This window comes from Roseomonas aeriglobus (genome assembly GCA_016937575.1).
Lineage (GTDB): Bacteria > Pseudomonadota > Alphaproteobacteria > Sphingomonadales > Sphingomonadaceae > Sphingomonas > Sphingomonas aerigloba.
Window position 1 is genome coordinate 190,002 of the sequence record JAFHKN010000002.1, and the last position, 25,772, is coordinate 215,773.

The 25,772-nt window shown below is 61.8% G+C and carries 31 protein-coding genes and 1 tRNA gene; 14 read left to right on the forward strand and 18 right to left on the reverse strand.

The window, feature by feature from the left end; genetic code table 11:
* The first annotated feature begins 110 nt into the window (after positions 1 to 110).
* On the forward strand, positions 111 to 545 hold the full coding sequence (locus JW805_01260; protein MBN2970644.1) for an MAPEG family protein: 435 nt from the start codon (positions 111 to 113) through the stop codon (positions 543 to 545).
* Positions 546 to 563: 18 nt separating this feature from the next.
* Here JW805_01260 and JW805_01265 read toward each other — a convergent pair whose 3' ends face one another.
* The gene (locus tag JW805_01265) at positions 564 to 1,208 is read right to left on the reverse strand and encodes an MBL fold metallo-hydrolase (protein MBN2970645.1); all 645 of its coding nucleotides are present in this window, start codon (positions 1,206 to 1,208) and stop codon (positions 564 to 566) included.
* Positions 1,209 to 1,219: 11 nt separating this feature from the next.
* The gene (locus JW805_01270) at positions 1,220 to 3,253 is read right to left on the reverse strand and encodes a S9 family peptidase (protein MBN2970646.1); all 2,034 of its coding nucleotides are present in this window, start codon (positions 3,251 to 3,253) and stop codon (positions 1,220 to 1,222) included.
* Between JW805_01270 and JW805_01275 the strand changes: the two genes are divergently transcribed.
* The 5 genes from JW805_01275 (at position 3,243) to JW805_01295 (ending at position 6,345) form a co-directional block, all read left to right on the forward strand.
* Positions 3,243 to 3,488, forward strand: a complete 246-nt coding sequence (locus JW805_01275) for a hypothetical protein (protein ID MBN2970647.1) — start codon at positions 3,243 to 3,245, stop codon at positions 3,486 to 3,488. The two genes, JW805_01270 and JW805_01275, sit on opposite strands and share 11 nt — an antisense overlap.
* Positions 3,489 to 3,587: 99 nt before the next feature.
* Entirely contained in the window at positions 3,588 to 4,787 is a 1,200-nt protein-coding gene (locus tag JW805_01280; GenBank protein ID MBN2970648.1) for a pyridoxal phosphate-dependent aminotransferase, read from the forward strand.
* Between the two features lie 174 nt (positions 4,788 to 4,961).
* Positions 4,962 to 5,108 (forward strand): hypothetical protein, encoded by a 147-nt coding sequence (locus tag JW805_01285; GenBank protein ID MBN2970649.1) that lies wholly within the window; start codon positions 4,962 to 4,964, stop codon positions 5,106 to 5,108.
* Positions 5,109 to 5,159: 51 nt separating this feature from the next.
* Positions 5,160 to 5,813, forward strand: coding sequence for a peptide-methionine (S)-S-oxide reductase MsrA (gene msrA, locus JW805_01290; protein MBN2970650.1), 654 nt, complete (start codon positions 5,160 to 5,162; stop codon positions 5,811 to 5,813).
* 82 nt (positions 5,814 to 5,895) lie between these two features.
* The gene (locus tag JW805_01295) at positions 5,896 to 6,345 is read left to right on the forward strand and encodes a DUF4126 family protein (protein ID MBN2970651.1); all 450 of its coding nucleotides are present in this window, start codon (positions 5,896 to 5,898) and stop codon (positions 6,343 to 6,345) included.
* Positions 6,346 to 6,352: 7 nt separating this feature from the next.
* Here the strand turns inward: JW805_01295 and nusB are convergent, their stop codons facing one another.
* The 3 genes from nusB to JW805_01310 all read right to left on the reverse strand — a co-directional run bounded on the left by nusB (position 6,353) and on the right by JW805_01310 (position 8,914).
* Positions 6,353 to 6,823 carry a transcription antitermination factor NusB gene (gene nusB, locus JW805_01300; GenBank protein ID MBN2970652.1) on the reverse strand — a complete coding sequence of 157 codons (471 nt, stop codon included), beginning with the start codon at positions 6,821 to 6,823 and terminating at the stop codon, positions 6,353 to 6,355.
* 74 nt (positions 6,824 to 6,897) lie between these two features.
* Positions 6,898 to 8,193 carry a histidinol dehydrogenase gene (gene hisD, locus JW805_01305; GenBank protein MBN2970653.1) on the reverse strand — a complete coding sequence of 432 codons (1,296 nt, stop codon included), beginning with the start codon at positions 8,191 to 8,193 and terminating at the stop codon, positions 6,898 to 6,900.
* Position 8,194: 1 nt separating this feature from the next.
* A complete protein-coding gene (locus JW805_01310) occupies positions 8,195 to 8,914 on the reverse strand; it encodes an ATP phosphoribosyltransferase (protein ID MBN2970654.1) in 720 nt (239 codons plus the stop codon).
* 45 nt (positions 8,915 to 8,959) lie between these two features.
* Here JW805_01310 and JW805_01315 point away from each other — a divergent pair, with 45 nt between their 5' ends.
* A complete protein-coding gene (locus tag JW805_01315; GenBank protein ID MBN2970655.1) occupies positions 8,960 to 10,018 on the forward strand; it encodes a DUF2332 domain-containing protein in 1,059 nt (352 codons plus the stop codon).
* Positions 10,019 to 10,148: 130 nt separating this feature from the next.
* On the opposite strand, the gene JW805_01320 is transcribed toward JW805_01315, so the two are convergent.
* The 4 genes from JW805_01320 to JW805_01335 all read right to left on the reverse strand — a co-directional run bounded on the left by JW805_01320 (position 10,149) and on the right by JW805_01335 (position 13,080).
* Entirely contained in the window at positions 10,149 to 11,033 is an 885-nt protein-coding gene (locus JW805_01320) for an alpha/beta hydrolase (GenBank protein MBN2970656.1), read from the reverse strand.
* Between the two features lie 158 nt (positions 11,034 to 11,191).
* On the reverse strand, positions 11,192 to 12,091 hold the full coding sequence (locus tag JW805_01325; protein ID MBN2970657.1) for a pirin family protein: 900 nt from the start codon (positions 12,089 to 12,091) through the stop codon (positions 11,192 to 11,194).
* Positions 12,088 to 12,792 carry a glutathione S-transferase gene (locus tag JW805_01330; GenBank protein MBN2970658.1) on the reverse strand — a complete coding sequence of 235 codons (705 nt, stop codon included), beginning with the start codon at positions 12,790 to 12,792 and terminating at the stop codon, positions 12,088 to 12,090. Before JW805_01330 ends, JW805_01325 begins: the two co-directional genes overlap by 4 nt.
* The gene (locus JW805_01335; GenBank protein ID MBN2970659.1) at positions 12,793 to 13,080 is read right to left on the reverse strand and encodes a BolA family transcriptional regulator; all 288 of its coding nucleotides are present in this window, start codon (positions 13,078 to 13,080) and stop codon (positions 12,793 to 12,795) included. It lies immediately after the preceding gene.
* Positions 13,081 to 13,116: 36 nt separating this feature from the next.
* Here JW805_01335 and JW805_01340 point away from each other — a divergent pair, with 36 nt between their 5' ends.
* Both JW805_01340 and JW805_01345 read left to right on the forward strand, forming a co-directional pair.
* On the forward strand, positions 13,117 to 13,725 hold the full coding sequence (locus JW805_01340; protein ID MBN2970660.1) for a J domain-containing protein: 609 nt from the start codon (positions 13,117 to 13,119) through the stop codon (positions 13,723 to 13,725).
* A gap of 54 nt (positions 13,726 to 13,779) precedes the next feature.
* On the forward strand, positions 13,780 to 14,577 hold the full coding sequence (locus JW805_01345; protein MBN2970661.1) for a hypothetical protein: 798 nt from the start codon (positions 13,780 to 13,782) through the stop codon (positions 14,575 to 14,577).
* Between the two features lie 88 nt (positions 14,578 to 14,665).
* On the opposite strand, the gene JW805_01350 is transcribed toward JW805_01345, so the two are convergent.
* Positions 14,666 to 15,442, reverse strand: a complete 777-nt coding sequence (locus JW805_01350; GenBank protein ID MBN2970662.1) for a DUF1134 domain-containing protein — start codon at positions 15,440 to 15,442, stop codon at positions 14,666 to 14,668.
* Positions 15,443 to 15,614: 172 nt separating this feature from the next.
* On the opposite strand from JW805_01350, the gene JW805_01355 reads away from it, so the two are divergent.
* From JW805_01355 to JW805_01370, 4 genes are all read left to right on the forward strand, one after another.
* Positions 15,615 to 15,704: transfer RNA gene (locus tag JW805_01355), tRNA-Ser, on the forward strand.
* 128 nt (positions 15,705 to 15,832) lie between these two features.
* Positions 15,833 to 17,176 carry a site-specific DNA-methyltransferase gene (locus JW805_01360; protein ID MBN2970663.1) on the forward strand — a complete coding sequence of 448 codons (1,344 nt, stop codon included), beginning with the start codon at positions 15,833 to 15,835 and terminating at the stop codon, positions 17,174 to 17,176.
* Between the two features lies 1 nt (position 17,177).
* The gene (locus JW805_01365) at positions 17,178 to 18,311 is read left to right on the forward strand and encodes a DUF262 domain-containing protein (protein MBN2970664.1); all 1,134 of its coding nucleotides are present in this window, start codon (positions 17,178 to 17,180) and stop codon (positions 18,309 to 18,311) included.
* Positions 18,298 to 18,990 carry a hypothetical protein gene (locus JW805_01370; protein MBN2970665.1) on the forward strand — a complete coding sequence of 231 codons (693 nt, stop codon included), beginning with the start codon at positions 18,298 to 18,300 and terminating at the stop codon, positions 18,988 to 18,990. Before JW805_01365 ends, JW805_01370 begins: the two co-directional genes overlap by 14 nt.
* Positions 18,991 to 19,093: 103 nt before the next feature.
* On the opposite strand, the gene JW805_01375 is transcribed toward JW805_01370, so the two are convergent.
* Together JW805_01375 and JW805_01380 are read right to left on the reverse strand one after the other, a co-directional pair.
* Positions 19,094 to 19,672: a recombinase family protein gene (locus JW805_01375; GenBank protein ID MBN2970666.1), complete on the reverse strand. Its 579-nt coding sequence runs from the start codon at positions 19,670 to 19,672 to the stop codon at positions 19,094 to 19,096.
* 308 nt (positions 19,673 to 19,980) lie between these two features.
* Positions 19,981 to 20,235: a helix-turn-helix transcriptional regulator gene (locus JW805_01380; protein MBN2970667.1), complete on the reverse strand. Its 255-nt coding sequence runs from the start codon at positions 20,233 to 20,235 to the stop codon at positions 19,981 to 19,983.
* 69 nt (positions 20,236 to 20,304) lie between these two features.
* Here JW805_01380 and JW805_01385 point away from each other — a divergent pair, with 69 nt between their 5' ends.
* Positions 20,305 to 20,715: a hypothetical protein gene (locus JW805_01385; protein ID MBN2970668.1), complete on the forward strand. Its 411-nt coding sequence runs from the start codon at positions 20,305 to 20,307 to the stop codon at positions 20,713 to 20,715.
* Between the two features lie 664 nt (positions 20,716 to 21,379).
* Here the strand turns inward: JW805_01385 and JW805_01390 are convergent.
* The 6 genes from JW805_01390 to JW805_01415 all read right to left on the reverse strand — a co-directional run bounded on the left by JW805_01390 (position 21,380) and on the right by JW805_01415 (position 25,351).
* Complete coding sequence (locus JW805_01390) at positions 21,380 to 21,733, reverse strand: excalibur calcium-binding domain-containing protein (GenBank protein ID MBN2970669.1); 354 nt, start codon at positions 21,731 to 21,733, stop codon at positions 21,380 to 21,382.
* A gap of 134 nt (positions 21,734 to 21,867) precedes the next feature.
* On the reverse strand, positions 21,868 to 22,092 hold the full coding sequence (locus JW805_01395; GenBank protein ID MBN2970670.1) for a hypothetical protein: 225 nt from the start codon (positions 22,090 to 22,092) through the stop codon (positions 21,868 to 21,870).
* A gap of 731 nt (positions 22,093 to 22,823) precedes the next feature.
* The gene (locus JW805_01400; protein MBN2970671.1) at positions 22,824 to 23,081 is read right to left on the reverse strand and encodes a hypothetical protein; all 258 of its coding nucleotides are present in this window, start codon (positions 23,079 to 23,081) and stop codon (positions 22,824 to 22,826) included.
* A gap of 396 nt (positions 23,082 to 23,477) precedes the next feature.
* A complete protein-coding gene (locus JW805_01405; protein ID MBN2970672.1) occupies positions 23,478 to 24,251 on the reverse strand; it encodes a Crp/Fnr family transcriptional regulator in 774 nt (257 codons plus the stop codon).
* A gap of 362 nt (positions 24,252 to 24,613) precedes the next feature.
* Positions 24,614 to 24,970, reverse strand: a complete 357-nt coding sequence (locus JW805_01410; protein ID MBN2970673.1) for a hypothetical protein — start codon at positions 24,968 to 24,970, stop codon at positions 24,614 to 24,616.
* Positions 24,971 to 25,129: 159 nt separating this feature from the next.
* A complete protein-coding gene (locus JW805_01415) occupies positions 25,130 to 25,351 on the reverse strand; it encodes a hypothetical protein (protein ID MBN2970674.1) in 222 nt (73 codons plus the stop codon).
* Positions 25,352 to 25,772: the final 421 nt, after the last annotated feature.

A 25,772-nucleotide genomic window follows, 5' to 3' on the forward strand; every position in this document is an offset into this window, starting at 1 on the left:
GCGCAGGTTCTGCCCACGAAGCGAAGGCGCGCCTATAGCGATTTTGTGCGCTGTTGCAACCCGAAGCGCTTGTCGTCACGCTGGCCACTACACGACTGAGGGGACACATCATGCCGATCATCCTGCCTGCGACGCTCGCCGCCGCCGCTGCCTGTGCCGTACTTAGCGTCTGGATGGCGGTGCGAATCACCCAAATTCGCCGTGGGCGTAAGATTTTCGTCGGCGATGGCGGCGATCCCGCCCTGGTGGCGCGGATGCGGGCGCAGGCCAACTTCGTCGAATATGCGCCGTTCGTTCTGATCTTGCTTGGCCTGCTTGAGCTCGCCAGGGGGCCGAGCGTCTGGGCATGGGGCTATGGTCTCGTCTTCGTCGTCGGGCGCGTGTGCCATGTGTTCGGAATGGACGGCTGGAAGCTCGGCAGACAAATCGGCGCGCTGACGACACTCGCGATCCTGCTTCTGCTGGCCGGTGAATGCGTCTGGGTCGCCTTCTCGACGCCCTATGTGACCGCGCCCGCGATCGTCGACTTACCCCTGAAGGGGTGATCGGACCGAGGCGCGGCCTTACCGCCCCAGTACCGCATCCCCGACGAACGGATTGCTCGCCCGCTCGCGACCGAAGCTGCTGACCCCACCGTGGCCGGGCAGGAAGACAGTGTCGTCGCCCAGCGGCCACAGCTTCGTCACGATCGACGTGATCAGTGCCTGCGGGTCGCTCATCGGGAAGTCGGTGCGCCCGACCGATCCCTGGAAGATCACGTCGCCGACGATCGCCAGCTTCGACGCCGGATGGTGGAACACCACATGGCCCGGCGTGTGGCCGGGGCACAGATAGACGTCGAGCGTCAGGTCGCCGACCGTGACCTGGTTGCCGTCATCGAGCCAGCGGTTCGGCTCGAACACTTCCGCCGGCACGCCCCATTGCCGCGAATCGTCGTCCAGCCGCGCGATCCAGAACCGATCCGCCTCGTGCGGCCCTTCGATCGGCACGTCCAGGTCCCGCGCTAGTGCTGCGGCGCCGCCGCAATGGTCGAGGTGGCCGTGGGTGATCAGGATTTTTTCGACCGTCACGCCCGCCTGGGCGATCGCATCCTTGATTCGCGGCAGGTCGCCGCCCGGGTCGACCACCGCCGCGCGCTTGGTCGCGGTGCACCAGAACAACGTGCAATTCTGCTGCAGCGGCGTGACCGGGATGATCGTCGCTTTCAGGGGCGGACTGCTCACTTCGCCGGGCTCCCCAGCAGGTTGGTCTGCCAGAACTGCAACGTCGCATAGTTCTGATAGTCGCGGTTTTCCTTCTTGGCGTACCCATGGCCTTCGTCGGCGGCCAGGATGTGCCAGGCGGTGCCGCCGTTCGCGCGCACCGCCTTGACGATCTGGTCGGCTTCGCTCGCCGGCACGCGCGGGTCGTTGGCGCCCGTCACCACCATCAGCGGGATCTTGAGTTCGGCGACGCGCGTCATCGGCGAGATTTCGATCAGCTTGGCCTTCTGTTCCGGCACACGCTCGTCACCATATTCGACGCGGCGCAGGTCGCGGCGATAGCCTTGCGTGTTCTCCAGGAACGTCACGAAGTTCGAGATGGCGACGATGCAGTTCGCGCCCTTCAGCCGCGCGCCGTAGCGGATGGCGCTGGCATAGCACATGTACCCGCCATAGCTGCCGCCCTGCACCCCGACCTTGCTCGCGTCGATTGCACCGTCCTTCGCGAAATGATCGAGGAAGGCGCCGATGTCCTTCACCGAATCCTCGCGCTTGAACGGCCCGTTGTCGAGGCTGACGAAGCGCTTGCCGTAACCCGTCGACCCGCGGACGTTCGGATAGAACAGCGCGATGCCCAGCGTGTTGAGATAATAATTCGCCGCCCCGCGATAGCCCGGCGTCGACTGGCCTTCCGGACCGCCATGGATGTCGATGATCAGCGGTCGCTTGCCCGGAAATTTCGTCGGGTCGGGGCGGAAGAGGAAGCCCGATACGGATTCTCCATCGAAGCTCTTCACCGTCACCAGTTCGGCATCGACGTTCTGTTTCGGATCGAGCCCGCCGGTTTCGCTCGCGGTCCACTGCGTCACCTTCAGCGTCGCCGGGTCGACGACCATCGCGTCGCCCGACACCTTCGGCCCGCTGAAGCCGAAGGCGACCGCGCCCCAGGGCGCGATCTCCAGTCCGCCGGCGACGCCGGCGGGAAGCGGTACCGCACGGACCCGCCGCGTCTTGGTGTCGAGCAGTTTCAGCCGGCTGATGCCGGCTTCGTTGACGATATAGGCGATGAAGCTGCCATCCTTCGACAGCTTGAATTCCTCGACGTCCCACCTGGGCTCGGGCGCGACGGCGGTGAACACGCCGCCCTTCAGGATGCCCAGTCGCTGGAAGTCCGAACCCTCGTCGCTCAGCACCCACAAGGTACCGTCTGGCGCGACCTGCGCGCCGCCATAGGCGACCGGCTTGGCGAGGTCGCTGAGCGGGGTCAGTTTCCCGCTTGCGAGGTCCAAGTCGTACAGGTCGCTCTTCTGCACCGAGGTATAATTGCCGACGATCGCGTGGGTGTTGCCGGGCAGGAAGTCGACGAAACCCCAGCCGCCGCCCTTGACCGCAGCCACCATCCGCGCCGATCCGGGATTGCGCGGGTCCATGACGTACAAGTCGTTGTCCGCCCCGGTCCGCTTGGTCGAGGTATAGCCGATCAGTGTGCCATCGCTCGAAAAGGCGCCGAAGCCGTTGCGGCTCTTGCCGTCGGTCAGCAGCGACAGGCGCCCGTCCTTCAGCGTGTAGAGCTGGAAGAACTCACCGCCGCCGACGTCCTTCTGCACCACCATCACGTCGCCCGACGGCGAGAAGACCGCGCTGCTCGTCCGGTCCGTCTCGAACGTGATCTGTCGGCGGTCCATCATCGGGCCGGCGACGCGGTGCAGCTGGTTCACGTTGGCGAAGCGTGTCGTGATGATCAGCGACCGGTCGACCGGATCCCACGCGACCGGCGAGGCACCGCGGCTTTCGGCGTATGGGCGCAGCGCCTCGGCAAGGCTGACGGGCAGGGGGGGCACGCCGTCGGCGGTGATCGCTGCCGGCTTGGCGATCTGCGCCATGGCGGGGGACGCCAGCAGCGTGGCGGTCAGGGCGGTGGCGGCGAGCAGGCGCATCGGGTGGCGTCTCCGGTAAATTTGCAGGTCGCGAGCGTAGATGCGGATCGCGCGGGCGGCAACGGGCTTGCCCGACGCCGCCGCGCAGGCCATGCGTCCTGCGATGAGCGACACGCCCCCCGACCTGACCGCCGTCATGGCGTTCGACCCGATGATCGGGCTCGACGCGCTGGAGGAGCATCTGTCCGCGATGAAGGATCAGGCGACGGCGCTCGGCTATCCCTTCGACCGGCACGGCGTGCGCAACGAACTGCAGGCGGCGACCTTTCGCCTGCGGGAGGCCGCTCAGGTGCAGCTGCTGCTGTCACCAAGCGGCGCGATCGCCATCCTGGCGACGCCAAGGGCCTGATCCCGTTCAGGCCCTAACCGGTAACAAATGTTGCGATTGCGAAAAGAGCGTCCGCAGGAGTAAGGGGCGCGCACCGCCAATCACAATCGGACACGTTCCATGCAGCCCTCCGCCGCGCTCGGTCGCATCCAGCCTTCCGCCACGCTCGCCATGACGAGCCGTGTGTTCGAGCTGAAGCGCGCAGGGATCGACGTGATCGGCCTCGGCGCAGGCGAGCCCGATTTCGACACGCCGGACTTCGTGAAAGAGGCGGCGATCCAGGCGATCCGCGACGGCAAGACCAAATATACCAATGTCGACGGCACGCCCGAGCTGAAGGCGGCGATCGTCGCCAAGTTCGCGCGCGACAACAACCTGACCTACACGCCCGATCAGATCAGCGTGAACGTCGGCGGCAAGCACACGCTGTTCAACGCCTTCGTCGCGACGATCGATGCGGGCGACGAAGTGATCGTGCCGGCACCCTATTGGGTCAGTTACCCGGACGTCATCCAGTTCGCGGGCGGTACGCCGGTGTTCGTCGCGGCGGGCGCCGATCAAGGCTACAAGCTGCGCCCCGAACAGCTCGAAGCGGCGATCACGCCCAAGACCAAGTGGGTCGTGCTCAATTCGCCGTCGAACCCGACCGGCGCCGCATACAGCGAAGCCGAGCTGAAGGCGCTGGGCGAGGTGCTGGAACGCCATCCGCACGTGTGGGTGTTCGCCGACGATATGTACGAACACATCGTCTATGACGGCTTCCGCTTCCGCACGATCGCGGAGGTCTGCCCGAACCTGTACGAGCGAACGCTGACCGTGAACGGCTGCTCCAAGGCCTATGCGATGACCGGGTGGCGGATCGGCTTCGCCGCCGGTGCGCCGTGGCTGATCAAGGCGATGGCGAAGCTCCAGTCGCAGTCGACCAGCAACCCCTGTTCGATCGCCCAGGCCGCCGCGATGGCCGCACTGACCGGTCCGCAGGATTTCCTGAAGGAGCGGGCCGCCGCCTTCCAGACGCGCCGCGATCTGGTCGTCGACATGCTGAACCAGGCCGAGGGGATCGTCTGCCCGAAGCCCGAAGGCGCCTTCTACGTCTATCCCGACGTGTCGGGGACGATTGGCAAGACCACGCCCAAGGGCAAGAAGATCGAGACCGACGAGGATCTGATCGGCTATTTCCTCGACGACGCGCGTGTTGCCGCGGTCCATGGCGCGGCGTTCGGGCTCAGCCCGGCGATGCGCATCAGCTACGCCACCTCGGAGGCTGCGTTGACCGAGGCCTGCCGCCGTATCCAGGAGGCGTGCGCGGCGCTTCGCTGACACGCTCCATCGTTAACCTAACGCAAAGCTGAACGACCCTATCAGGGGCCGTTCAGGGCGTCTGGCGCAAGGGTCCTTGCGTCGGGGCGTGTCGCTACCGATCTGACGGTCCTCGTCAGCGGAAAAATTTCACTCGGCGCCATGAGGGACGGGCGTCGCCCAAGGATGTTCGTCATGTCGACCAAGACCAAGCCCAGTTTCCTCCGCCTGTTCCTTGGCGGCTTCGCGTTCGGCGCGGTGGCGATGGTGTCGGTCGCGGCGGTTCACGCCGACGAACAGGTTATCCCTTCGGCGCATGCGGCTACCGTGTCGCACCGATAAGGCATATTTTTCCGCTGCCAGGGGTCAAGACCCCCAGACGGATATGGTGGCATGAAAGCTTTTCTCCTTCCCATCATTGCGATCGCGGCCGGTGCCGCCGTTCTGGCAACCCCCGGCCAGGCCGAAAAGGCGGTGCGCATCCCCGCGCCGGCTCAGGATGTCACGGCCAAATCCGGGCTGCAGACGGCCGTCCTTGCCGGCGGATGCTTCTGGGGCATGGAAGCCGTATTCCAAGACGTGAAGGGGGTGCGCGACGTGACGTCGGGCTATGCCGGGGGCACGCGAGCGACGGCGAATTACGCCGATGTCTCGACCGAGCGCACCCGTCATGCCGAGGCGGTGAAGATCACCTACGACCCGCGCGTCGTCAGCTATGGTACGCTGCTGCGCGTCTATTTCTCGGTCGCGCACGATCCGACGCAGGTCGATGGTCAGTACCCCGATTCGGGCCCGAGCTATCGCTCCGCCATCTTCCCGCAGACGCCCGAGCAGCGCGCGGTTGCGGCGGCATATATCCGTCAGCTCGGCGGCATCAAGGCGTTCGGCAAGCCGATCGCGACCAAGATCGAGAGCGGGCAATTCTTCCCGGCCGAGGCCTATCATCAGGATTTCGCGCGAAAGAACCCGACGCATGGCTATATCGTGCGGTGGGACAAGCCCAAGGTCGCGGCGTTCAGAGCGGCGTTTCCGACGCTAGCGCGATAAGGTGTATGTCGGGGCGAACGGCGGGGGGAGCCGATAGGGCGTCCCCGCGTTGACCGGACACATTCCTGTTCGGAGGTCCGTTATGCTTGCACCTTTCCTCATGGGCCTTGTCGGCGGCCAGCGCGCGATGACGCCGCTTGCCGCGGTGTCGATTGCGGCGGCCCGCGGGGAACTTGCCGAGAATAATGGCGCGCCAAAGCTGCTCGCCAATCCGGTGGTCGCTGCGGGCACGCTGGCGTTGGCGATCGGCGAGATGGCCGGGGACAAGCAACCCACCGCGCCCGACCGGATCGTGCCCGTCGGGCTGATCGGCCGCTTCACCACGGCCGCCATCGCGGGGGCGGCGCTGTCGTCGCGAAAGGATCGCTGGCGGGGTGCCGCGGTGGGCGGCCTGACCGCGCTCGTGGCGTCCTTTCCCGGTTGGTACGCGCGGGCGATCGCGATCAATTACAAGGGCCAGACCAAGACCGGCTTCATCGAGGATGCGGCGGTCCTGGCCGGGGCGGCGGCGATCGTCCGAACCCGCCCCTGAGCGTCGATTATCGGCGCACGTCCTTCGCCACCGCGTCGAGCAGGCCGTTCACGAACCCCTTTTCCCGCCTGTCGTAGAAGGCATCGGCGACGTCGAGATATTCGCTGATCACCGCCGCGGTCGGCACGTCGTGGCGGGCGAGCAGTTCATAGGTGCCGGCGCGAAGGATGCCGCGCATCGGCTTGTCGAGCCGCTCCAGGCTCCAGCCGGTCGACAGCTTGCCCGCGATCAGCCGGTCGATCTCCTCGCGGCGCGCATCGACTCCGCTCACGATGTCGTCGAAGAAATCGGGATCGGCGTCGGCATATTCGACGTCCTCGATCACCGCGCCCAGCCGATGCTGGTGGAACTCGGTGAGCAACTGACGAAGTGGCGTGCCTTCCATGTCCTGCTGGTACAGCGCCTGCACCGCGCCGAGGCGGGCGGCCGCCCGCGCGGTCGATCGCGCGCGGGTCCGGGAGTTCGAATGATTGGTCATGACGGGCGGCTCCCTACGCGTCCTGCGTGCAAAGGTCCACGTCGCGTGCCGGACGCTCGCGAAACGGGGATAGGTTAGGCCTGCAAGCGCAACGCGACCGACTTCGCATGCGCCGGCAGCCCTTCGGCCTGCGCCAGCGCCACCGCCGCCGAGCCGATCGCCGCAAGCGACGTCGCATCGCATGCCAGGAAGCTGGTGCGCTTCATGAAATCGAGCACTGATAGTCCCGATGAGAACCGCGCCCGTCGCCCGGTCGGGAGCACATGATTCGGCCCCGCGACATAATCGCCGACCGCCTCGGGCGTGTGCCGGCCGAGGAAGACCGATCCGGCATGCCGCACGCGATCGAACAGGCTTTCGGCCACATCGGCGTCGCAGGCGATCTCGAGATGTTCGGGCGCCAACCGGTCGACCAGCGGCAGCGCCTCGTCGAGCGTGCCGACGACGATGATCGCCCCGTTCGCATCCCACGCCTGACGCGCGACGTCGCGGGTCGACAGCTCGCCGATCTGGCGATCGACCGCATCCGCCACCGCATCGGCGAACAGCGCGTCGTCGGTGAACAGGATCGACTGGCTGGTCGGGTCGTGCTCGCTCTGGCTGAGCAGGTCGGCCGCGATCCATTCGGGATCGTTCGCACCATCGGCGATCACGACGATTTCGCTTGGCCCCGCGACCATGTCGATGCCAACGACGCCGTACAGCTGGCGCTTGGCTTCCGCGACCCAGGCGTTGCCGGGGCCGGTGACGACATCGACCGGCTTGATGCGCTGTGTGCCATAGGCGAGCGCGGCGATCGCCTGCGCGCCACCGATCCGCCAGACCTCGTCCACCCCGGCCAGATGCGCGGCGGCCAGCACCAGCGGGTTGACCTGGCCCTTGGGCGTCGGCGTGACCATTACCAGCCGCTCGACGCCCGCCGCCTTGGCCGGCAGCGCGTTCATCAGCACCGAACTGGGATAGGCCGCGCGCCCTCCCGGAACATAGACCCCCGCCGCATCGACCGGACGCCACCGCGCACCCAGCCGCACGCCCGCGCCGTCGGTCTCGTCGCGGTCTGCCGGCACCTGCTTCGAATGATAGGTGGCGATCCGTTCGGCCGCGAGTTCGAGCGCCGCCCGCAACTCGGGTGCCAGCCCCTCGAACGCAGCGAGCAATTCAGCGCGTTCGATCCGCCAGCCCGTCTCGGCCAGGTCATGCCCGTCGAGGCGCTTGGTATAGGCGGCGACCGCAGCATCGCCTTCGTCGCGGACGGCGCGGACGATCGTCTGCACGTCGCGCGCGACATCGGCGTCGGCTTCGCGCCGGGCGTTGACCAGTGCGGCGAAATCGGCGTCGAAACGCGGGTCGGTGGTGGAGAGCCTCAGCATGTCAGAACGCGTCCACATCGGGGGCGGGCAGGGGCGCCGGTTGGGTTGGCGCGGTAACCTCCGCCGTGGTCTTGGGCTGCACCGCCCGGCGGAACGCATCGACCAGCGGCACGACTTCGGCACGGGTTTTGAACGCCGCGCGGTTGACGATCAGGCGGCTGGTGACCTCGGCGATCACTTCGACCTCGACCAGGCCGTTCTCCTTCAGCGTGCGCCCCGACGAGACCAGGTCGACGATCCGCGGCGCGAGGCCCAGCACCGGCGCCAGCTCCATCGCGCCATTGAGCTTCACGCATTCCGCGCCCACGTCGCGCCGCGCGAAATGGGTCTTGGTGACGTTGGGATATTTGGTCGCGATGCGCACATGGCTCCACCCGCGCGGATCGTCGCGCTCGGCCATCGCGGCGGGTTCGGCGACCGACAGACGGCAATGGCCGATGCCCAGGTCCACGGGGGCGTACAGCTCCGAATAGTCGAACTCCATCAGCACGTCCGATCCGACGATGCCCAGCTGCGCGGCGCCATGCGCGACGAAGGTCGCGACGTCGAACGCGCGGACGCGGATCAGGTCGATGTCGCTCCGGTTGGTCGAGAAGCGCAGCGCGCGGCTGTTCTCGTCGCGGAACGCAGGCTCGGGCTCGATCCCGGCGCGCGCGAGCAGCGGCAGCGCTTCTTCGAGAATGCGTCCCTTGGGGACGGCGATGACGATCGGATCGGCCATGATGGGCGGGCTTTACTCAGGGCGGGGAAGGGGCGCAATTGGCCCATGAGCAACGACGAACGCGTGAGGACGGCGTTTCGACGCCAGGCGGATTTCTGCGAGGTGATGGCCGCGCCGCTGACGGCGGCGGTCGCACGTGGGCTGGCCGACGCGCTGGACCGCACGACGGCGATAGGCCGTGCGGTGCTCGACTGGCCGGGTGACCCGATCGCCGACGCACTGCCGTTGCGGCTGGTGGGTGGTCTGCATGCACTGCACCGGGCGGGAATCGCCGTGGGGTTCGACGGCGATGCGGAACGCTTGCGCGCGGCGCTGGTCGAGCATGATGCGGCACTCCTGCCCTGGCTGAGCGGCCCGCCGCAGACCAATGAGCCCGGTCGTTCGGCGGCGCTGATGACGGGGCTGATCCATTTTGCCCAGCGCTTCGGCCCCCGCATTGAGCTGCTGGAACTCGGGTCGAGCGCCGGGCTCAACCTGCTGATCGACCGCTACCGTTTCAATCTGGGCGGCGTGCGGGTCGGACCCGAATCACCGATATCGTTGCAACCGGCATGGCGCGGTCCGCCGCCACCTAATGTGCCGGTCGAGATCGTTTCGGTGCGCGGTGTCGATGTCGCGCCGATCGACCTGACCGACCCGGCTGCGGCGACGCGTCTGGCCGCCTATGTCTGGATCGACGCGACCGAGCGTCAGGCGCGGCTGGACCGTGCCATCGCGATGGTGCGCGACCGCGGCGTGCGGCTCGATCGCTGCGACGCCGCCGATTGGCTGGAAGAGCGGCTGGCGGAGCCGCAGGCGGACGGCGTCGCCCGCGTCGTGCTGCATTCGGTCGTCTGGCAATATCTCGGGCCTGAGCGCCAGAGACGCATTCGCGATGCGATGCATGCGGCCGGCGCCCGTGCGACGGCAAAGCGCCCGTTCGGCTGGGTCATGCTCGAACCCAACCGCGACCTTGCCGCGCACGAAGTCCGCGTCCGCGGCTGGCCGGGCGATCGGGGGATGGAGATCGTCGCACATGCCCATGCGCACGGCGCCTGGATCGAAGGGTTCGCGGCTCCGCAGCCCGCGGGGGACTATGTGCTGAGTGGTGTCGCACCGGTTTGAGCGAGTGACAGCTATCGATCGTCATTCCCGCGAAGGCGGGAATTCATAGTCGCTGAACGATGAGGGTCCCTCCGCGTTCAGCCAGAATGGATTCCCGCCTTCGCGGGAATGACGGTGGTGGGGGCGGAGCCTAGATACCCCACGCCCGCATCGCCGCGATCACGGCTGGCGCATTTTCCCACGGCACGAAATGCCCGGCGTCGACCTTCGTGATCGTCAGGTCAGGAACCAGCGCGTCGAGGCCCTCAAGCTGCACCGGCCGCAGCGCCGTGTCGCGCAGGCCCCAGATGACGAGGGTCGGCTGCGTTACCGGCGGGAAGGGGGCGTCGAGAAAGGCGGGGCGCTCCGGCGTGTCGCCTGGCGCCGGCACGACGATCGCGCTGGCGCGATACCAGTTGAGCATCGCGGTCAGCGCGCCCGGCCCCGACCAGTCGTCGATGTAGCGTTGCCGCTCGGCATCCGACACCTTGGTCATATCGACGTGGGGCGCGAAGCTCTTGTCGAAGAAACCGTCGATACCGATGCTCTCGACATAGGCCTCGATACCGGGCGAGCGGAACGCGGTGATGTACTGGCTCGCCGCGCGCTGTTCGGCATCGTCGAACAGGCTGCGCTGGAAGACGAGCGGGTGCGGCGCGTTGACGATCACCAGCCGGGCGACGCGATCAGGCCGCCCGAGCGCCGCCATCCACGCGATAGCGCCGCCCCAATCGTGCCCGACCAGGGTAAAGCGGTCGATCGCAAAGTGATCGGCGAGCGCGATCAGGTCGCCAAGAATTTTATCGGCGCTGTAGTTGGCGACATCCTCGGGCTTGGAAGACCCGGCAAAGCCGCGCTGATCGGGCGCGATGACGAAATGGTCGCGGGCGAGGTCGGGGATGATCTCCCGCCAGGTTCGATGAGATTCGGGAAAGCCGTGGAGCAGGATAACGGGCGGGTTTGCCGGATCGCCTGCAACCGCCACCGCCAGCGTGACGCCGGTGGGGAGGGGGATGGAATGAAGATCGTCAGGCACGCGAACCTCTCCTTTCGTCATTGCCGCGAGCGGGAACCCCACAAAGCATCACCTTGCGAGGACCCCGACGGCGGGAAGCCATTCTGGCCGGATCCCGTGAGTCTCACATTCCTGAGCGACGCTCGATGCCTGCCGTCGCGGGCCCCGCCGATGGTTGATCAGGGGTAGCTCACCGTTTTCGGCACTTCCGGGATCGGAATGAATTCCTCCGCATCCCCCGGCACGATCGGAAACTCGCCCGCTTTCCATGCGCGCTTCGCTTCGTTGATCCGTTCGCGGCTGGACGACACGAAATTCCACCAGACATGCCGCGGCGTCATCGCCTCACCACCGCACAGCATGACACGCGCGCCACGCTCGCTGGTCAGCGTCGCTGCGACGCCGGGGCGCAGGACATAGAGGTTCGTCCGGTCGAGCGGCATGCCTTCGACGCGCGCATCGCCATCGCACAGATAGAGCGCGCGTTCGTCGGCATCCGCGTCGATCGGGATGGACCCGCCTGGCGCGAGCAGGATGTCGGCGTAGATCGTCCCGGCATAGGTCGTGGTCGGTGCGCGGTGGCCCCACAGCGACCCCATGATGACGCGGGCGGTCGCGCAGCCGTCCTCGACGACCGGCAGTTGCGCCTTGGTGATATGTTCGAACGCCGGGTCCATCTCCTCGACCGATTCGGGCAGCGCGATCCAGGTCTGGATACCCGATAGCTCGGGGCCCTTCGCGCGCTCGTCACCCGGCGAGCGTTCGGAATGGACGATGCCATGCCCCGCGGTCATCAGATTGACCGCACCCGGCTCGATTCGCGCCTTCGTCCCCAGTGAGTCGCGATGGTCGATCGCTCCGCCGAACAGATAGGTGACGGTCGCCAGATTGATGTGCGGGTGCGGCCGCACGTCGATGCCCGTCCCGGCATCGAGGATCGCCGGCCCCATCTGGTCGAAGAACAGGAACGGCCCCACCATCGTCCGCGACTTGGCCGGCAGCGTGCGGTGCACCTTGAAGCCCCCCAGGTCGTGGGTGACCGGCGTCAGGACGATGTCGAACAGATCTTCGTTGGTCATGCGGCATCTAGCTCCGGATAATGGCGGAAAATGCCGTTTTCGTTGAACGGCAGCCGGCGGTCGCTTTTCAGATAGGCGCGAATCCCCGGCAGGTCCCTAACCTGGCCATGAATGCGGACCAGGTTCGGATAATCGCTCTCGATCGTCGCCATCCGGCGCGGGAACATGTACCGCAGTCCCTCGATCAGCTGGAACAGCGACGTATCGAGATAGGTCCAGCGTCCGTCGATAACCCATTCGCCGCCATCCGCTGCGGCGGCATCGAAATGCGCCAGGAATTTCGGCATCCGCTCGTCGCGGAACTGCGCGGCCGCGCGGGCGGCCTCGGGCTTCTGGTCTTCGTAATAGGCCGACATCGCGACCGGATGATGGACGTTATGCACCTCGGCGACCATGTCGGCGATCGTCAGCTGCAACTGGTGTGTCCAATAGCGGTCGGCCAGACTCGTCGGCGCCAGCCCGTCGTGAGTCCCCAGCCACGCCAGGATCGTCGCGACCTGTGCGATCACATGGCCGCCGATCTCCAGATAGGGCGGCGCGAACGGTCCACGCGGCCCGCGTGACGCCATGTCCTGCATCAGCGCCTCTGCGCCCAGTTCCCGCGCGCAGTCGCGATAGTCGATACCGGCCGCTTCCAGCGCCAGCCGCACGAATTCGCCGCGTCCCTGGATGCCGGGCCAATACCACAGATTATACGCCATTCATGCGTCTCCCGGTGCTCGCGCACGGATGGCCAGCGCGTGGATGCGTTGGGCGAGCAGGTCGGCGAGAGCGTGATTGACCAACCGCTGGCGCGCGACGCGGTTCAATCCGGCGAAAGCCGCGCTTTCGATCTCGACCGAGAAATGGCTTTCGCCCGTCCCATCATCCCCCAAATGGCCGGCGTGGAGGTGGCTGTCGTTGGTCACGACGAGATGCGACGGGCTGAGCGATTGCGTCAGGCGGTCGGCGATGATGTCAGCGAGCGGGGCGGTAGCGGTGGTCGTCATGGTGCCTATATAGACCGTTTTTCGGAAGGGTTGGGAGTGGCCGACGACGAACCGCGGCGGGAACGGCCGAAAGCGCGGTTTCACGGACGAGTCGAAGCGAACGGCCGCCTGTGCGCCGAGCCCGGCTGCGACCAGCCCGGAGAGTTCCGCGCGCCGATCGGCATCGGCGCGAGCGCCGACGGGCCGGGCGCTTATCGCTGGCTGTGCCTCGACCATGTCCGCGCCTTCAATGCCGGGTATAATTTCTTCACCGGCATGAGCGCGGACGAAATCCACGCGGCGCAACGCCCCTATGCCGGCTGGGAGCGGGAAACGCGCGCCTTCGCCAGTTCGGGCGCCGACCGGCCACCGAAATGGTCCGACTTCCACGATCCGCTCGATGCGATCGGCGCGCGGTTCAAGGAAAAGATGGCGGAAGCGCGCGGCCGGGCCGACGGCAAGCCCTTGTCGGGCGACGATCGCCGCGCGTTGAAGGTGCTGGGTCTCGCCCCGGACGCCGACCGCCACGCGCTGCGAACCCGTTATTCCGAACTCGTCCGCAAGTTCCACCCTGACCGCAACGGCGGCGACCGCGCCCATGAAAGCGCGTTGCAAGCCGTGGTGGAGGCGTATCAGCACCTGCGCAGGGCGCCGGCGTTCGTGTAAGGTCGGCGCGGCGGCGTACCGGAAACGAAACGCCGCGATGCGAGTTGGCGGGGGATGACCACCGCCGCACGCCCGCTCGCCGCATCGTCCGCAGGGTCTGGAAACTGGATTGCGCCGATCGTTTTCGCGATCCTCCAGATCCTCACGCCCATCTTGCCGCTGTTCGGCATCGGGGCGCCGATCGGGTCGCAGTCGGATGCGGTGCGCACCCTGATCACGCCGGCCGGCTGGGCATTCTCGATTTGGGGAGCGCTCTACACCGGCTCGCTCGTCTTCGCCGTGTTCCAGGCTTTGCCGGCGCAGCGTCGCAATCACCTGCTCGACCAGGTTCGGCTGCCCGCGGCCGGCGCCTTTGCCGGCAACGCCGTATGGGCGCTTTACACGCAGCTGTTCGGGCTCAGTGCGATCTCGGTCGTGATCATCGCTTTCACGCTCGTCTGCCTGCTGACCGCCTATCGCCGCTTCGTCGCGTGGTCGCAGCCGTTCACCGCCGGCGAGCGCTGGTGCGCGGTGCTTCCGCTGACGGCGTTGGCAAGCTGGCTGACCGTCGCGACCACGGTCAACATCGCCGCATCCTTGCGCTTCCACGGCGTGGAGGGGGGCGCGGCGACGCCGGTCATCTCCGCGGCGGTACTGGTTATTGCCGGACTGATCGGCGCAGCGGCACTTTTCAGGGGGCGCGGCTGTCCGCCCTATGCGATCGTCTTTCTATGGGCGGTGTCGGCGATCTACGCAGCCGGCGGTCAGCAGGCGTCGGTGGTCGCGCTTGCCGCGCTGCTCGCGGCCGCGGTGATCGCCGCGGCCGCCACCATCGGCCTGCGACGCGGCGGTGCGCGCCACTGGTTCGGCTAGAGCGCGATGACATGGTTTTGCCCATCGTAACGAAGCCCACCGCAGGGCAATCACGACGGGTCAAACCGTGTCATCACGCTCTAGGCCATCAGAACGGCAGCCAGCGCGATTTCTCGCTGAAGCGCATGTAGCCAACGTTGGCGCCCAGTCGCCAACCGACGCCGAGCCGGATCGGGATCACGACCGTGTTACCGCGCCGCAGATAGGTCGCGGCGAAACCACCGACGAAGAACACGCGACCCTCGCCCGCCGGAAAACGGTGGAACAGGTCCTGCGTATCGTAGAGGTTGTAGACGAGCACGAACACCTTGCTCGCATCGCCGCCGACGTCGAAGCCGAGCGACGGTCCGGTCCAATACACCTGACGATTGCCCTCCACGCGGTGGGTCATCACCCCCGATCCGTAGCGCACGCCCACGACGAACGCGCCGCTCGCTTCGCGTCCGGCGATATATGCGTTGGGCTCGCCCTGATCCTTCAGTACCTTCTCGACCATACCGGCCAGCCCCTGCGCGCCCTTGCCGAATACGCCCTCGGCTGCGCTCAGCACGTCCTCGCGCTTGTAGGTACCGCTCGCCTCCGCGGCGCTGGTGCGATCGGCCATCGGGTCGGTCCCGTTGCTGCGCGTCGTGTCGCCGGCGGGGGCGGGGTCGGTCGATGGCGAGGGGACGTACGTGTCGACGGGGGGCGTGTAGGGCGGCGTCGTCGGTGCCGGCGTCGTGCGCGTCTGATTCGCGCGCGGGGCCAGATCGGCGTCGATTGCGCTGTTGGGATCGATCGTGCGCACCTGCGCCTGCGTCGTCATCGGGCCTGCCGCCAGCGCGACAAGCGCCACAAGATGCGCAAATTTCTGGACCCCGGTCATCGACAGCTACTCCCCCCTTGCCGGCGCCCTCTATCCGCCCGCCCGGATTGCCCGGCAATGAACGCTGCGACGAAGCGAATCGATTTCGCCGACGAAGCGAGTCGACAAGAGACGCGAAACCCCGGTTGATCCCCCCGCCGACCCTCGCTATAGCCCCGCATCCGCCGCATCCGGAGACGTGGGTGAGTGGCTGAAACCAACGCTTTGCTAAAGCGTCGTACGGGAAACTGTACCGAGGGTTCGAATCCCTCCGTCTCCGCCAGCGGTGTTTATAAGCCCCTCGAAAGAGGGGCTTTTTTTGTGACTTGCGCCCCGTAGACCAACATTCCGCCCAACTTCGTTGAACTAGGTGGACTTCGAGATTGCCAAGCGGCATCGTGTCAAACAACAGTGGGAACCAGCGACTTACCGCCGAGCAGTCTACTTTCGGGTGCCATGACAACCTTACGAATTGAGTCTCCGAAGCGTGACGCCTCCGCCAAGCGCGGTTGGAGCGGCTTCTTCCCGTATTATGCTGGTTTTCCAGATCGCTTCGCGAGTGAACTGATAGCCAGCGCAACTCTCGATCGTGAGGCGGTGGTATGGGACCCTTGGAATGGAAGTGGCACAACCACGTATGCCGCGTCATCGTTAGGTTTGAATGCAGTTGGCGGCGATATTAACGCTGTCATGCTGATCGTCGCGCGCGCCCGATTGCTACCCGTCAGCGAAGCGGACAGCCTCGTCCCTGTAGCAAGCCGGGTGATTGAGGCTGCGGCACGATCGAGGGTTAAGGCCAGACAGGACGATCCATTAGCCCTGTGGTTCGATGCGCCGACAACGGCGAGGTTGCGCGCACTTGATCACGCTATTCGGAGCCATTTGGTCAGTTCCGACACCGTGAGGCTCGCTCCCTCGAGTCTGCTGCAAAAAATGAGCGGCCTGGCTGCAAGCCTGTATGTCAGTCTTTTTCATCTATGCCGGTCGAAACTCTCCGAACTGCAATCCTCGAATCCGACTTGGTATAGACGCGAACTTGCCGGAAACTCCCGGATTTCGATTACTCGCGATGATCTAAATCGAACATTCCTTGCTCTTGTTACTTCTATGAAGGACGCTCTCGTAAGCGTACCTACGATGCAGTTTCAAGAGCGCGGACACGTTTCGTTGTATATGGGCGATACCGCAAATAGCCATCATACGGATCGGCTATTCGACTTTGTTTTAACTTCGCCGCCATATTGCACGCGGATCGACTATGCCGCCTCCACTAGAATAGAGTTGGCGATCGTTGGCCCCTGGCTTGCAATTGACGTAAACGATCTGAGCCGAGCGATGATCGGTACAACAAAAGTTCCGCGTGATGAGCCTTCTCCACGAAAAGCTTGGGGTTCAGAATGTATCGGCTTTCTCAAAAAGGTGAGAGACCATACATCTAAAGCATCCCGATCGTATTACTACAAAAATCATTTAGACTATTTCGATAAAATGGCCAAATCCATGGGATCGATTTCATCTCGACTAAAGAAAGATGCTGTTGCGGTTTTGATTGTACAAGATTCTTATTACAAGGATGTTCATAATCCTCTGCCGTTGATTATTACAGAAATGGCAGCCCAAGTAGGGCTTTCGCAGATTGATCAAAAAGACTTCAATTCTGTGCGCTCCATGAGTGGAATCAACTCAAGTTCCACGATTTATCGAGAGCACAAGAGGCCGGTCGAGTCTGTTATTGTCTTCAGAAAGGGCGATTAATATGGCCAGTGCCGTAGATATTATTGCTGCTATCGGCGCAAGCTTAAAGCAGGCTTCAACGCGGGCGTTAGATGTTTCGCTTAATGAAATTCTCGATATGGCAAGAGATGGAGAATTAGAAGTCTCTCCTGACTACCAGCGGCTTTTTCGCTGGACAGAGGGTCAACAATCTCGGTTTATCGAGTCATTATTGCTTGAAATGCCAGTTCCGCCAATATTCGTTATCGAGGAGGATGACGGCAGATACCAGTTGATTGACGGATTGCAACGAATCTCTTCTTATCTGCATCTTCGTGGTCAGCTTGAAGCCGCCCATCTTGATCCTCCAGTGCGTCTTGGCCAAAAGCTTGTGCTGAGTGATTGCGATATGGTGTTGGAACTAAACGGCCTTAGTTATGAGGATCTTCCAACATCGTTGCAGATTAGATTAAAGCGAGCCTTCATCAGGATGGAGGTAATACGGAAGGAAACCGATCCGCGTTTTAAGTATCATATGTTTAAGAGGCTTAACACGGGCGGTGAAATTTTGTCTGATCAACAAGTTCGTAATGCCTCGATCAGAATGCTAGATAATCACTTTCCCAACTTTTTGATCGATTTAAGCCAGATTGACTCGTTCAAAACATGCACTACGGCGTTAACACAAGAACGGAAGCTTACCGCCTTTGACCAAGAGTTAGTTCTTCGCTTCTTTGCTTTAAAAAATGTTCGAGAAAAATTTAAGCATGAGGTCTCGGAGTTTCTGACGGATTACATGGAAAGGGTCGCCGATCCGACGATCCTCGAGCCATTTGATTTCGCTGTCGAGAAGGCGCAGTTTGAAAAGACATTTGAGGTTCTCGCAGCCTCGCTTGGTGAATTTTCATTCTCCTTTGCGAATAAGCGAAAAGATGATCTTAGTTCTGGATTTAGTATATATCATTTTGAAGCTATTACGATTGGTCTGCAAGGCGTTATCGATAAACTTGATGCAAGTGATAAGAGCCAAATGGACCTTCTTAGGGACACACTCCGATCGATAAAGCTGGATGCGGAGTTCATGCGTATTACATCCGGTGGAGGCCGCAACTCCCCTGGCCCTCTGCGTGATCGTATTAGCTTTGCACAAGAGCGGCTCGAACATGCGTTCGGTTGACGATGTCTCGCGAGATATCGAACTTGATCGGCAATCGCGTGAAAGCGAAATACGATTACTAGAGCGATACCTTGCATCGGCGGAGCCGGAGGAGGAGCGCAAGGCATTGAGGCGCTGCATTATCGTCGTCAGCTATTCGCATTTCGAAGGGTTCTGTAAATTTGCTTTAACAGCTTATTTGGCCGCGATTAACTCATACAACATCGCATCAAGTGATGCTTCTATACCGTTGGTAGCGGCTTCAATGACGGATATATTTGAAGCGCTACGCAATGAATCGAAAAAACATACGATATTTAGGAAAGAACTCGCTAATGACGTTGATGTTCATCGTTTAGCCAGGCAACAGGCCTTCGTATCTTCTTACGAGAGCACGCTTGCCTCCAAAGTCGTGTCGATCTCGGAAAAGGTAGTCGATGCAAAGTCGAATTTGAATGCAATAGTTCTCAAGCGTAATCTGTATGCTGTTGGCCTTTCTTTAGATTTTGTCGAAGAGCATAGAGCCGTCATAGATAGTTTATTACATGTGAGAAACTCGATAGCGCATGGCGACACCTTAATGGATCCGAAACCAGAGCAAATGCTGAAATACCAAGAGTCTATGTCAACCATTATGTCTCGCGTGCAGCAGGAGGTTCTTCAGGCCCTGATCGGACGGCGTTACCTTCGTGCGGGATAGATCAAATGTCGGTATCGGATGCGGTTGATTTAGACGCGGCGCACCGCGCCAAGGCAGAACCAAGGCCGAGAGATTAAGATACAGAGACGGTAATGTGGTAGTTTCAGGATGCAGCGCAGTACCGCTTCACCGTAGCGGTCGACAACGCGAACCGCTGCGCCGTTACCGCTATGCTGGCTCCATTTTCGTTACGCCACCTACGAACTTCGGCAGCGTCAGCAGCAAACGGGCGCCCAAGGCTAACCTTGCCTCGATGCGTGCGCCCTGTAGCCGCCAAGGCAGCCCTAGCTGCGTCGCGCCCCGCGTCGCACCGCTCCTTAATCCTTGCGCGCTCTAAGTCTGCTAGCTGCGCAAGCACTGCTACAATTAATTCACCAACGCCCTTGCCGATTGGCCCCAACCCGAGAACGTCAACGGTCACGCCCTTCGATATCAGGAACCGGATGGTCGCCTGAATATCGAGCGCGTCACGCCCTAACCTGTCGATTGCACTAATGCAGACGGTGTCGCCTTCGCGGACGTATGCCAACAAGGCAGCGAAGCCCGGTCGATCAGCGGCAGGAATCGCGCCCGACACGCCTTCGTCGACGAATTCCTTGGCAAAGTCGCCGCCAAGGGCATTGCGCTGCGCTTCGACGCTTTGGGCATCGCCCGATACCCGCAGATAGCAAACCCTAGTCATCTTGAACCCTCCGACTCGCTCATAAGATAGGCGATCTTTGCGAGCCTAGCTTATAGAGTCAATCGGTATCTTATGAGCCGTCCACGACGGGCATCGTGGCTAGGACTTTTAGATACAAGTTGTGCGCCAGTGTGATCGAGGCGACGAACTGCCGGAAGGGAGCGCCTTACGTGTCCGCCGCCCCTTACCGATTATCAACAGCGCAGAATTATCGCAGCGCGCAGGGCGGGCATGCCGCTTCGCATTTTTGGCAAAGCAGCTTGGGGTATCGCGCCCCGCCATTCAGCGGGCGGAACGACGGCCTCCGCCTAAACGTGCGGAACGCTCTTTATCAATTCCGCCGGTTCAGCTCCCAACGCTCTTACGATATCCACGAACTCCACAACGTCCAGACGACGTTCACCGGTTTCATATCGTGATACGAACTGCTGGTGACGGCCCAGGAGGTCAGCGACGGCTTGCTGGCTTAACCCCCGTTCCGTCCGTGTTCTGATTAGAGAGGCAATAAGTACGCGATAGCGTTCATCACCAAACCCTTTGCCGCGCGCTGCATCCGCCATCATCCGATGGACTTCGCCGCCCTCCAGTCCTACACAAAAACCGTGTAAGACTCGCAGAAAGGGGAACGAGTGATGAAGGCCTACCTCGGAGCCATTGTACTGACGGCATTGACGCTACATCCGATGCAATGCGAGGCGCGAGCGCTTACCCCAGCGGAGCGAGCCGCAGTCGAGAAAGCGATCAAAGATCAATTAATTGATCCCGACTCTGCGCGATTCAAACATCCCGACGTGCCCTTCGCCCCGGGATTGGTTTCAGGCTTGTATTGTGGCTATGTAAATTCGAAAAACCGTTCGGGCGGTTACAACGGCGATGTTCAATTCATGGCTGCATTTACCAGGGTAACGATTAAACCAGTTCAGTATCGCGGTGATGTGATTGGAATTGCAGACATCGACCCAAATTCCGCTGAAAGCCAGTCGATATCTGAAATGTGCGCCGAAAAGGCGCCTCGCGCCTTGACGAACAGTGTAGTTAAGTAGTTTAAAGGCGAAGTCTAAACTGAAATATAGTCGCAGATTAATCTAGCTAATTTTCTGGAAAGAGAAATTTTGACAAGCCTCACATGTTGAAAGTCATGACGCTTTAATTTCTAAGCCTTCTTACCAACCGTTTCCAACCTGCTTCATCGCGGGGGAAACGGTTCGGGGCGTTCACCGGTTCGAACGTCGGACGAAGTTCAACGGGCCGACCGTTGCATTTGCTACAGCGAAGGTGAGTGCCGACCTGCCAGCTTAGCTGCGTTCCCCAGCCGTGGCAGAGATACCAACGGTTCGCCTTGCTTGCATCGATCACGCCACGATGACCGCATCGGCACGTCACTCGAAGATTGCCGCCGTGGCGGCTAACGTCGCCTAGTGTGTCGAGCCGCGTGTTTGCCGCCGACATTGTTTCAAAGCGAAAGGCTTAGCTGCCGGGGATCATAGTGGGGCTGGTCGCGGTTGAGTTCGTCGATGATGGATGCCGCCAGCGCCTTTGCCGCTTTCTCCCTTAATCGGGGATCAGCGACGACTATGCCCAGCCTTTGCCATGCGGGGGCGTGAAGAAGTGCGTTGGCAAGCGGATCAGGGGTTAGCGTTTCCATTTCCGCTATAGAACATATGCGGAACATGATTCGCTAGTCACTTGCGGCGAACCGTCCGTCGCTCAGCGGTAGGGCTCGCAAGCTATGCCGTCGTTATCACCGTCCATACCTTCGCGATAACCTGGCTGACCCCGATAGATCGGCGCAACGCCCGCCGCCCGTGCATCATCGCATCGAGCATAATAAACACTCCGTTCGCGGGCGGTAATCTGATCGGGGGTCATAGTAGCACTTTGCCAAACGTTGTGGCCCATCGGCGTAGCGAACATCGTGACGCCTGTCAGAATGACGATGCCGACGACAATTTGTAAACCTACGTGTGGCGGGGAGTCCGATGCGCGTTGCGCATAATCGCCGGTTCGATATCCGCCCCGTCTGTTGGCAGCACTCGCATGACGATTGTTCGGGTACCGCATGGCAGCAACGTACAGCTTGCATTGCTGCGAAATCGTCAAACGAAATCCCTAATGCCGGACGCACTGATGGCGCGATTTTGTTTTGCCCTGTTACCACCCCGCTACAGGTGATTAATTTTCCTAGGCAACCAACCTCAGAAGTCGAGGTTGCGACGTTCGCATTCCGCCGCAAGCGCATCCGCGACCGGGTCGCCTGGCTCACCGTCAGTGTCTAAATATGCTTCGCATATCTCTGCGTCAGGCACGGTCGCGAACAGGTCGGACACGGCCAGTGATATCTGTTCGGTCGGGTCCTCGTCTGATGCCTGCCGCTCAACCATTGTGCGAAGTTGCTTTAGCCAGCTTCGGGTATCGTTCATCGCCGGTACCTCGCTCTTTCGCAACCGTTGGTCAACTGGAACCCAACCTTCGTAAAGAGACAGCCAAGCGTTCTCATCACTCGAAGCACTGCCAGATATTGAGCGAAACGGGACCGTCCTTCGTCTGAACCGCCACACGACGGGGATGATCGGTCTGGGACCCGATGTTCGCGTGATTCTCGCTATTGAAGGTTCGGCCTGCGCTGAACCCGTAAATCCAAGCCATCCAAAGCGCAGCTTGATTATGTGGAAATGGACACTGCGCCGCGCGACCTGACGGATCGGTTCCCTTGCTAAAGCCCCCCCCCCTGAAAAGCTGTCTCAATCATTTGAAACACCATTCGGCGACACCATGCGTGCGTTGCCCTACCAGACCCCAAAAGTATATTCATTTGCGGGCAAGCGCGGAAGTACCACGTCGATTAACATTGCCCCGCCGCGCTAGCCAGAAGGCTAGAATGGCCATATCTGCCGTGTCACGCTCATTGAGGGGACAGGATAGTGCCAGAACCAATCGACTATCACGAACCGCGTCGCATCTGGGTCGATGACGGGCATGTATGCATCGAGGGATATGATGGGGTAGTGCTTCGAATGACGCCGGAAGTGGCGATTCTATTGGGTCGTCGACTGAGCGAGGCAGGCTCAGAGTCACTGATTAATCGAGTGATGGATAACTCGAACACGTCCGCAACGGTGAGAGGAATGCCGGACGATTCAGGCGATCCTCGCTAGCTTTTATCTGAGACACCCTGAGTCAGTTCGATCGCTGCGGTGAAAGGTAAGTTCACGGAATGTCCCGTCGACTGTTCAACTATCTCGATCCGACAGCCAAGACATAGGAAACCCGCCGCTGCCTCGGCAGCGAGCAACCCGCGCGCCTCTTCCCGCGCTGCGTTCAGTGCCGCGCATAGGTCGGGAAATTCCCTCCCTTCCTCATCGAGTGTGACCATGTCGCATTCGTGCAGGTGAAACAGAAAACGTGCCATCACCGTCATCCCTACATGGGGTCGGATCAACGCATGGACTTGTCTTCGGTCGCAATAATGCGATAAAACAATAGCTTACCTAGATTAACGCGCGTCGCTTCCATCGGACGCGCGGCCAAGATGGTTCTGCAATCTGCAAGACACTCAGGCAGTCAGCGTCGGACGAGGTCACTGCCCTTCCATCGCTGGTCGCCAGGTCGCGATTGCGTCATTGGCTGCCGGTCCAGTTGCTAAAGGCAACCCGTCGCCTCCCCGGCATGCTATTTTTAAGTGGCACAGAGAGTAGTATAGCGAAATTTGAACGTTATTGCAGGCTACCTCGTTTTCGCATCGAGCGAGCAGTTCGGGCGAAAATTAGCCTTTTAGGTATCAGCGCGACGGCATAGGTGCGCACCTTCAATAGATTTTCGTTCTTGCGGACCAAGGAGTGAGATAGCGGTCGTTCCACTGCCCGATCTTGGAAAGTTTGTCGGCTCGCAGCACTCGTAGATGCCCGAAGGCATAGTCGACCAACTCTTCCGTTCGTAAAATTTTTAGCATCCTGTTTGTATGTACGCCAGTTATGCCAACCGCATCGCCTAATTGCTCCTGAGTGATTGGAAGAGCGCAGACGCCGTCGACGTCAAGCCGTGCCGCTTTTGCCCGCGCGCTTAGCTCACAGAGCATGCGTGCGGTCGCCTGCAACGCGTCGCTCGATGAAAGCAGCCATTGCCGCAACATTGCCTCGTCTACGAGCTTCGCGCGCCAAAGAGCCAAAGCGAACTCGGGGACGTTGGAGCAGAGCGCTTCGATTTCGGCGATCGGAATAGCCGCGACCTCGCAGTTGGTGAGCGCGACAATCGCGTGGTCCATCGCGCTATGGGTAACAGCGTGGATTCCACAGAAGTCGCCGGGCAACATAAAACCAGTGATCCGCCGCGACCCGTCCGATCGAATGCCGTACCTCGCCGCCCAGCCCGACACGATCACATAGAAATAATCAGGCGCTTTCAGTTGCGAGATAAAATCGCGGTGCCGAGTAATGCTCGACACGCTGCTATTCAGCGCACGCACAGCGCGCTCTCCCTTGACGGTGAGATCGACCAGATTGTAAAGTTTCGTGATTAAGGAAGTGTGCGGCATAAAACGAACATATACGGGGCCGTAACAATCGACATTGATGTCGCTCAATCGTATCCGTGCTGGGTGTGTCGCGACTCAAGATCGGGTTGGGTTTCGGATGGTGAAGCGGGCACACATCGTTAGCGCGCTAACTATCGTAAGCGCAGGCGCTGCCTGTGCGCTTATCTCGACATTCATCGGCGAGCGGTCGGCAACGGCGGCATACTCCGACATTATGGGGTGTAGGGCTGGGTGCGTGGTCGTCGCGACGGGCTGGCCGCTGAAATTTGTCTTTGACTACCCAGATATGTCAGTCGGCAATCGAGCTGACATCTCGGAAATGTGGTTCGCCGCAGACCGGTTCGATTGGGCCCCGTTCGTGGCAAACGTCGCTTTTTGGAGCGGCGTTGTTTTTCTTTTGTCCATCGCCTTTAAGCGTGCCCTGTTAGGGGCCAAACGTGGATAGCGAGGTTAGGCTTGAACAAGATGTGCATAAAAGCGCAGCTGAGGGATGTGAGGCGTCGCGTGTCGGCGCTGCCGACATCTTGCCCGAGCGTTCCCGAAGCCCGGCTATCTGTCGACCTCGACACCCCTAGTTCGGCACTTTCAGCTGACCTGATATAGATGCGCTTCACTTGCCCTTCGCGCGGAGCCAGCCCCTCGACCTCTTCGAGGGCGGTGAGCAGGTTGTAAGCGTCGTAAACGGGACCAATCCCGGCGACCATGTCAGCGATATCCCACGCTTCTTCGAGTGTCACATCGAAAGATAAGATAACACGGTCTGCCATCCTCGATCCTTCCAGTGACCTAAATCAATTACGACAGTTGCAGTTCCTGCGACGGGAAGGAGCAGCCGCTCCCGAGGTCTGTCCAGCGAAGGCGCGCGGCTCTCCGGCCCCTGAAGACGATGCGACCCGCCGCGTCATGTCTCCACAGCTCTGCTCGGATCACGGCTCAAACCCGTCAGCAGGGTCATGCCACTGCGATGCGATTTGAGAGACAAACTTGGTGGCAGCGTCGGGCGAGACGCCCGCGTCGATCAACAGGCCTCGCATGGCTTGCTCAAAACGCAAGTCCATCGCCGCCTCGAAAGCGTCGCCGAGGCCCGCCTCAGCAAGTAAGCGCTTTACGTCCAGGACGCCGGGTGTCGTATCGTCACCGTCGCTCATTTGACGAGAAAGCTTCGTAGGATGGATGGGGTCGCCGGCCCTAAGAAAGTTGCTCCTTCGTGTCGCACCTTCTTAATCGGCGATTGTGGCGAAGGGCAGCCGTAGTCGGCGCGGCCCGCGGCAAATCCGTCAAACCAGGCCATTCTGTCTTCCAGATTTTCATGACTGAACGGACAGGCGTGCCCGGCACAGCGCGTTATACGGCCAGCCTTTTTTCCGATTTCAAATGCGATTGAATGCATACGTCCCCCGTCGCAGGAAATATGCTGGCCAGCGAGGGCCGGCACTAAAGTCGATCAACGTGCCAAAGCCGAGGAGAGTCTGTCCGAGGCCTCGGTCGGCGCGGCAGACTATTGCCCGGCAGCCCAACGTCCGCTTTTGGGGCGCTGTCTGCCAGTCAGATTTCCAAAACGACCCACTG

Excerpts from the sequence above, each read along its gene's own strand:
- JW805_01370 (MBN2970665.1), top strand. The coding sequence starts at position 18,298 with ATGCGTTCGGTTGACGATGTCTCGCGAGATATCGAACTTGATCGGCAA.
- JW805_01260 (MBN2970644.1), top strand. The coding sequence starts at position 111 with ATGCCGATCATCCTGCCTGCGACGCTCGCCGCCGCCGCTGCCTGTGCC.
- JW805_01365 (MBN2970664.1), top strand. The coding sequence starts at position 17,178 with ATGGCCAGTGCCGTAGATATTATTGCTGCTATCGGCGCAAGCTTAAAG.
- JW805_01375 (MBN2970666.1), bottom strand. The coding sequence starts at position 19,672 with ATGACTAGGGTTTGCTATCTGCGGGTATCGGGCGATGCCCAAAGCGTC.
- JW805_01380 (MBN2970667.1), bottom strand. The coding sequence starts at position 20,235 with ATGATGGCGGATGCAGCGCGCGGCAAAGGGTTTGGTGATGAACGCTAT.
- JW805_01350 (MBN2970662.1), bottom strand. The coding sequence starts at position 15,442 with ATGACCGGGGTCCAGAAATTTGCGCATCTTGTGGCGCTTGTCGCGCTG.
- JW805_01335 (MBN2970659.1), bottom strand. The coding sequence starts at position 13,080 with ATGACGACCACCGCTACCGCCCCGCTCGCTGACATCATCGCCGACCGC.
- JW805_01410 (MBN2970673.1), bottom strand. The coding sequence starts at position 24,970 with ATGGCAGACCGTGTTATCTTATCTTTCGATGTGACACTCGAAGAAGCG.
- nusB (MBN2970652.1), bottom strand. The coding sequence starts at position 6,823 with ATGACCAATCATTCGAACTCCCGGACCCGCGCGCGATCGACCGCGCGG.
- JW805_01275 (MBN2970647.1), top strand. The coding sequence starts at position 3,243 with ATGAGCGACACGCCCCCCGACCTGACCGCCGTCATGGCGTTCGACCCG.
- JW805_01295 (MBN2970651.1), top strand. The coding sequence starts at position 5,896 with ATGCTTGCACCTTTCCTCATGGGCCTTGTCGGCGGCCAGCGCGCGATG.
- msrA (MBN2970650.1), top strand. The coding sequence starts at position 5,160 with ATGAAAGCTTTTCTCCTTCCCATCATTGCGATCGCGGCCGGTGCCGCC.
- JW805_01310 (MBN2970654.1), bottom strand. The coding sequence starts at position 8,914 with ATGGCCGATCCGATCGTCATCGCCGTCCCCAAGGGACGCATTCTCGAA.
- JW805_01345 (MBN2970661.1), top strand. The coding sequence starts at position 13,780 with ATGACCACCGCCGCACGCCCGCTCGCCGCATCGTCCGCAGGGTCTGGA.
- JW805_01385 (MBN2970668.1), top strand. The coding sequence starts at position 20,305 with ATGAAGGCCTACCTCGGAGCCATTGTACTGACGGCATTGACGCTACAT.
- JW805_01395 (MBN2970670.1), bottom strand. The coding sequence starts at position 22,092 with ATGAACGATACCCGAAGCTGGCTAAAGCAACTTCGCACAATGGTTGAG.
- JW805_01280 (MBN2970648.1), top strand. The coding sequence starts at position 3,588 with ATGCAGCCCTCCGCCGCGCTCGGTCGCATCCAGCCTTCCGCCACGCTC.
- JW805_01390 (MBN2970669.1), bottom strand. The coding sequence starts at position 21,733 with ATGCGGTACCCGAACAATCGTCATGCGAGTGCTGCCAACAGACGGGGC.
- JW805_01315 (MBN2970655.1), top strand. The coding sequence starts at position 8,960 with ATGAGCAACGACGAACGCGTGAGGACGGCGTTTCGACGCCAGGCGGAT.
- JW805_01325 (MBN2970657.1), bottom strand. The coding sequence starts at position 12,091 with ATGACCAACGAAGATCTGTTCGACATCGTCCTGACGCCGGTCACCCAC.
- JW805_01415 (MBN2970674.1), bottom strand. The coding sequence starts at position 25,351 with ATGAGCGACGGTGACGATACGACACCCGGCGTCCTGGACGTAAAGCGC.
- JW805_01400 (MBN2970671.1), bottom strand. The coding sequence starts at position 23,081 with ATGGCACGTTTTCTGTTTCACCTGCACGAATGCGACATGGTCACACTC.
- hisD (MBN2970653.1), bottom strand. The coding sequence starts at position 8,193 with ATGCTGAGGCTCTCCACCACCGACCCGCGTTTCGACGCCGATTTCGCC.
- JW805_01330 (MBN2970658.1), bottom strand. The coding sequence starts at position 12,792 with ATGGCGTATAATCTGTGGTATTGGCCCGGCATCCAGGGACGCGGCGAA.
- JW805_01285 (MBN2970649.1), top strand. The coding sequence starts at position 4,962 with ATGTCGACCAAGACCAAGCCCAGTTTCCTCCGCCTGTTCCTTGGCGGC.